This is a genomic window from Cupriavidus sp. R6-3, assembly GCF_059772245.1.
Genome location: NZ_JCBAJO010000263.1, coordinates 1 through 5,852, shown reverse-complemented (window position 1 = coordinate 5,852; position 5,852 = coordinate 1). Strand labels below are relative to the sequence as shown.

Genomic DNA, 5,852 nt, shown 5'->3' with positions numbered 1-5,852 from the left:
CGCCGCGAAGCCGAGGCGCGCGAGGCCGCGCGCAAGCAGGCCGAGCTGAAGGCGCGCCAGGAGCGCGAGGAACGCGAGGCGGCCGAGCGGCGCGAGGCGCAGCGCAAGGAAGAACAACGCAAGGAAGCCCTGCGCAAGGAAGAGCAACGCAAGGAAGCCCTCCGCAAGGAAGAACAGCGCAAGGAGGCCCAGCGCAAGGAAGACCAGCAGCGCGCCGAGGAGCAGAAGCGCAAGGAACAGGCCGAGCGCAAGGAAGAGCAGGCGAAAAAGGCCAAGGCGGACGCCGAAGCCAAGGCGAAGGCGAAGGCAGACGCGGAGGCGAAGGCCAAGCGCGAGGCCGCCGCCAACGCCCAGCGCCAGGCCGAACTGGCCCGCCTGAAGGCGCTGGCCGGCGGCAGCGGCTCGGGCGGCGGCACCTCCGACAACGCCGGTTCGGGCGGCCGCGCCTCGCCGGGCTACGCCGACAAGGTGCGCCGCCGGGTCAAGCCGAACATCGTCTTTACCGAGGACGTGCAGGGCAACCCGACCGCCGTGGTGTCGGTTTCGCTGGCGCCGGACGGCTCGCTGCTGTCGGCCCGCCTGTCCAAGTCCAGCGGCAATTCGGCCTGGGACAACGCCGTGCTGCGCGCGGTCGAGCGTTCCGACCCGCTGCCGCGCGACGACAACGGCAAGGCGCCGTCCAGCTTCACGATCACTTTCCGGCCCAAGGACTGAGGCAGGGAAGCGTATGATTTGCAACATAGTGCAACCGGGATCGCTGGCCGCCGGGCGGCTGGCTACCATCGACGGTTGCCTGGCGCGGCCCGGCGGCGCCTCGCTCCGCGCGCCGTTGCCGACGCGTCCGATGCATCGATTGACGATCTCGATATAGATAGAGGAGCAGCATGCGACCGCTTTTGGCCCTCCGCCAACGCACCCCAGCCAACCCCCTCGCCAACCGGCGCACCGTCCGTGCGGCCGTACTCGCCTGGATCACCATGGCGCTGGCCATGATGCTGACGATGGGCCCGGCCCACGCGCAGCTGAACGTCGAAATCTCCGGCGTCGGCTCCAGCCAGTTCCCGATTGCCGTCGCCAACTTCCAGAATGAAGGCGCGGCGCCGACCAATCTGACGGCGATCATCCGCGCCGACCTGCAGCGCAGCGGGCGCTTCCGCAACGTCGACGTGGCCGGCGCCACCGTCCCGGAAACCGCCAACGTCGACCTGGCCGGCTGGAAGACCCGCGGCGCCGACGCCTTCGTGGCCGGCAGCGTCACGCCGGCCGGCGGCGGCCGCTACGAGGTCCGCTTCCGCCTGTACGACACCGTCAAGGGCGCCAGCCTGGGCGGCCTGGCCTTTACCGTCGGCCAGGACCAGCTGCGCGTGACCGCGCACAAGATCGCCGACTATATCTACGAGAAGCTGCTGGGCGAGCGCGGCGTGTTCGCGACCCGGCTGTCCTACGTCTCGCGCGTCGGCAACCGCTTCCAGCTGCTGATCTCGGACTCCGACGGCCAGAATTCGCGCGTCGCGCTGACCAGCAACGAGCCCATCATCTCGCCGTCGTGGTCGCCGGACGGTGCCAAGGTGGCCTATGTCTCGTTCGAGGCGAAGAAGCCGGTGGTCTATGTGCATGACCTCGCCACGGGCCGCCGCACGCTGGTGTCGAACCAGAAGGGCAACAACAGCGCCCCGGCATGGTCGCCGGACGGCCGCCATCTGGCGCTGGCGCTGTCGCGCGACGGTAATACGCAGATCTATCAGGTCAATGCCGACGGTTCGGGGCTGCGCCGCCTGAGCCGCAGCAGCGCGATCGATACCGAGCCGCAGTATTCGCCGGACGGCCGCCATATCTATTTCACCAGCGACCGCGGCGGCGCGCCGCAGATCTACCGCATGCCGGCGGCCGGCGAGGAGTCGGGCGCGGCCCAGCGCGTGACCTTCAAGGGCAACTACAACGTCAGCCCGCGGGTTTCGCCGGATGGCAAGCAACTGGCGTACATTAGCCGCGGCGGCGGCTTCAAGCTGCAGCTGATGGACCTGGGCAGCGGCGATGTCACCGCGCTGACCGACACGGCCAACGACGAGGCGCCCAGCTTCGCCGCGAACGGCAAGTACATTCTCTACGCCACTCGCGTCGGCGGTCGCGCGGTGCTGGCGGCGGTGTCGACCGATGGACGTACCAAGCAGGTTTTGTCGCTCCAGTCCGGCGAGGTTCGCGAGCCGTCCTGGGGACCCTTCATGCAATAACAGAAACAGGAGCCTCCTACCATGTCCAACATGATCACCAAGTCTCTCGCCATCGCCGTTCTGCTGACCCTCGGCGCCTGCTCGTCGGGCGTCAAGCTCGACGACTCCGCCAAGGCCGGTGCCGGCACCGGCGGCACCTCGACCACCGATCCGCGCGCCGTCGCGCCGGTCGACGTCTCGCGCGATCCGCTGAACGACCCGAACAGCCCGCTGGCCCGCCGCAGCGTCTATTTCGACTTCGACAGCTACAGCGTCAAGCCGGAATACCAGGGCATGCTGAACGAGCACGCCAAGTACCTGCAGGGCAACCGCAGCCGCCGCATCCTGATCCAGGGCAACACCGACGAGCGCGGTACCAGCGAGTACAACCTGGCGCTGGGCCAGAAGCGTGCCGAGGCGGTGCGCCGTTCGCTGGCGACCATGGGCGTGCCCGAGAGCCAGATGGAGGCCGTGAGCCTGGGCAAGGAAAAGCCCAAGGCGCTGGGTCATGACGAAGCGTCGTGGGCCGAGAACCGCCGCGCCGACATCGTTTATTGATCCCCGTCTGGATTCGTTTCGATCCGTTGATCCCGCGCTGAAGAAAGTCGATCCATGAAAGCACGCGTCTCTACTCTGTCGTGGCTAGTCGCCGCAGTTTGTGCCGGCCTGTTGCCGGCCGCCCAGGCACAGGCCGGTGTCTTCGACGATGACGAGGCGCGTCGCGCCATCATCACGCTGCGAGAGCAGTTCAATGGCTTCCAGGCCACTGCCTCGCAGCGGATCGACCAGAACAGCCGGGCCCAGATCGATATCCAGAACCAGCTCGAAGGGATGCGCCAGGAAGTGGCGCGCCTGCGGGGCCAGAACGAGGTGCTGCAGAACGAGGTCGCCAATCTGCAGCGCCAGCAGAAGGACTACTACGCGGACCTGGACGCGCGGCTCAAGAAGTTCGAGCCGCAGCAGGTCACCGTGGAAGGCCAGCAGGGCCTGGCCCAGCCGGGCGAAAAGACCGAGTACGACGCCGCGCTCAAGCAGTTCCAGACCGGGGACTTCAAGGGCGCCGGCGCCAACTTCTCGGCCTTCATCAAGAAGTATCCGCAGAGCCCGTACCTGCCGCTGGCGCAGTACTGGCTGGGCAATTCGCTGTATGCCCAGCGCGACTACCGCGGCTCGATCACGGTGCTGCAGAACATGGTGCAGGCCAATCCGACGCACCCCAAGGTGCCCGACGCGATGATCGCCATCGCCAACAACCAGCTGGAATCGAACCAGAAGGCGGCGGCGCGCAAGACGCTCGAGCAGGTGGTCGCCAAGTATCCCGGCACCGAGGGCGCCCAGGCGGCCAGCAACCGGTTGAAGACGCTGAAGTAAGGCACGCCGAAGCAGCAAGGCGCGCCGAGGTAAAGCGCCGAAGTCGAGCGCCGAAGTCGAGCGCCGAAGTCGAGCGCCGAAGTCGAGCGATTCTCGCGGCGGCGACGCCGGCGTCCCAGGTGCCAAGGCCCGCGCAAGCGGGCCTTTTTTCGTGGTCGCGCTAAAATAACGGGTTCCCCGATATACCGCGAAGGCCTGCTGGTCCTTCGCCGCTACCCGGCACGCGCCGCCCCGAGATGACCCAACGCGCAATCGTCCTGCTTTCCGGCGGTCTGGACTCCGCCACCGTGCTCGCCATGGCCAATGCCCAGGGCTTCGAGACCTATGCGCTGTCGATGCGCTATGGCCAGCGGCATTCGTCGGAGCTCGAGGCCGCCAAGCGCGTCGCCGCGGCGCTGGGCGCGAAGCGGCACGAGATCGTCGACCTCGATCTGCGCCGCTTCGGCGGCTCGGCGCTGACCGACGACGCGCTGGATGTGCCGACCGACGGCGCGGCCGGCGGTATCCCGGTGACCTACGTGCCGGCGCGCAATACCATCATGCTGTCGCTGGCGCTCGGCTGGGCCGAGGCGATCGGCGGCCGCGACCTGTTCTTCGGTGCCAATGCGGTGGATTATTCGGGCTATCCCGACTGCCGTCCGGAATACGTCCAGGCCTACGAGGCGCTGGCCAATCTGGCCACCAAGGCCGGCGTCGAGGGCGAGCGCATCCGCGTCCACGCGCCGATCATCGACATGACCAAGGCGGAGATCATCCAGGCCGGGGTCCGGCTAGGCGTCGATTACGGCATGACCGTATCGTGCTACCAGGCCGACGAGCAGGGCCGCGCCTGCGGCGTCTGCGATTCCTGCCGGATCCGCCGCGCGGGCTTCGAGGCCGCGGGCGTGCCCGATCCGACCCGTTACCAGAACGCCGCGTGATGCTGCTCGCCGCGGTCCGGCTTTTCCGCCTGTTCCGCCCGTTCCGCCTACCCCTTACCGTCCTGCCACCGGCAATCCGCCATGCCTGAAATCGACGTCCCCGCGCTGACGCGCACCGTGCTGGTCTGCACCTTCGCCCTGACCTTCCTGTTCGGGGCAGTCCTGCAGCGCACGCACTTCTGCACCATGGGCGCCGTCTCCGACATCGTCAACATGGGCGACTGGACTCGCATGCGCATGTGGGTGCTGGCGATCGGCGTCGCCATGATCGGCACCGGCGTGCTGGCGTGGTCGGGTCTGATCGATCCGGCGCGGACCATCTACGCGGCCGACAAGCTGGCCTGGCTGTCGGCGCTGGTGGGCGGGCTGCTGTTCGGCTTCGGCATGGTGCTGGCCTCGGGCTGCGGCAGCAAGACGCTGGTGCGGATCGGCGCCGGCAACCTGAAGTCGCTGGTGGTGTTCGTGTTCCTGGGCCTGTCGGCCTATATGACGCTGCGCGGCCTGTTCGGCGTCATTCGCGTGAACACCGTCGATGCCGTCGCGATGCAGCTGCCGACCTCGCAGGACCTGCCGTCGCTGCTGGCGCAGACCGGCCTGTCGCGCGGCACGCTGCAGCTGGTGCTGGGCTTGCTGCTCGGCGGCGTGCTGTCGCTGTGGGCGCTGGCCGGCAAGGGCTTCCGCACGTTCGACAACCTGCTCGGCGGCATCGCGGTCGGCCTGATCATCGTGGCGATGTGGTACGTGTCGGGCCATCTCGGCTTCGTGCCGGAAGATCCCAATACGCTGGAAGAGGTGTTCGTCGCCACCAACAGCGGCCGCATGGAAAGCCTGAGCTTCGTCGCCCCGTACGCCTATACGCTCGACTGGCTGATGATGTTCAGCGACAAGAGCAAGGTGCTGACCGTCGGCATCGTCAGCGTGATCGGCGTGATCGCCGGCGCGGCGGCCTATGCGCTGGCCTCGCGCACCTTCCGCTGGGAAGGCTTCGGCAACGCCGAGGACGTCGCCAACCATATCGTCGGCGGCATCCTGATGGGCGCGGGCGGCGTGACCGCGCTGGGCTGCACGATCGGACAGGGCCTGTCCGGCGTGTCGACGCTGGCGATCGGTTCCTTCATCGCGCTGGCCGGCATCCTGCTCGGCGCCGTGCTGGCGTTCCGCTATCAGATGTGGCGGCTGGAGAAGATGGTCTGAACGGCCATGCCGACGCCGCCAAGGGCAGTGCCGTTGACATGATCAGTCAGCAATGACTATAATCGCGGCTTCGGTTTTTTCGGGTCGTTAGCTCAGCCGGTAGAGCAGCGGACTTTTAATCCGTTGGTCGCAGGTTCGAATCCTGCACGACCCACCA

At 67.7% G+C, this 5,852-nt stretch carries 6 protein-coding genes and 1 tRNA gene; all 7 read left to right on the top strand.

All coding sequences use genetic code 11. From position 1 onward, the window contains the following. The coding region (tolA, locus tag AC6EI8_RS23450) for a cell envelope integrity protein TolA (protein ID WP_498383016.1) at positions 1-714 on the top strand (714 nt) is incomplete at its 5' end. Positions 715-977: 263 nt separating this feature from the next. Continuing rightward, the gene (tolB, locus tag AC6EI8_RS23445) at positions 978-2,231 is read left to right on the top strand and encodes a Tol-Pal system beta propeller repeat protein TolB (RefSeq protein ID WP_226108345.1); all 1,254 of its coding nucleotides are present in this window, start codon (positions 978-980) and stop codon (positions 2,229-2,231) included. A 30-nt stretch (positions 2,232-2,261) separates the two neighbouring features. Beyond that, positions 2,262-2,768 carry a peptidoglycan-associated lipoprotein Pal gene (pal, locus tag AC6EI8_RS23440; RefSeq protein WP_149318008.1) on the top strand — a complete coding sequence of 169 codons (507 nt, stop codon included), beginning with the start codon at positions 2,262-2,264 and terminating at the stop codon, positions 2,766-2,768. Between the two features lie 54 nt (positions 2,769-2,822). Continuing rightward, entirely contained in the window at positions 2,823-3,581 is a 759-nt protein-coding gene (ybgF, locus tag AC6EI8_RS23435; protein ID WP_149317788.1) for a tol-pal system protein YbgF, read from the top strand. Positions 3,582-3,817: 236 nt separating this feature from the next. After that, complete coding sequence (queC, locus tag AC6EI8_RS23430; RefSeq protein ID WP_149317789.1) at positions 3,818-4,501, top strand: 7-cyano-7-deazaguanine synthase QueC; 684 nt, start codon at positions 3,818-3,820, stop codon at positions 4,499-4,501. Between the two features lie 81 nt (positions 4,502-4,582). Then, positions 4,583-5,695 (top strand): YeeE/YedE family protein, encoded by a 1,113-nt coding sequence (locus AC6EI8_RS23425; protein ID WP_149317790.1) that lies wholly within the window; start codon positions 4,583-4,585, stop codon positions 5,693-5,695. 81 nt (positions 5,696-5,776) lie between these two features. Next, a tRNA-Lys gene (locus AC6EI8_RS23420) sits at positions 5,777-5,852 on the top strand.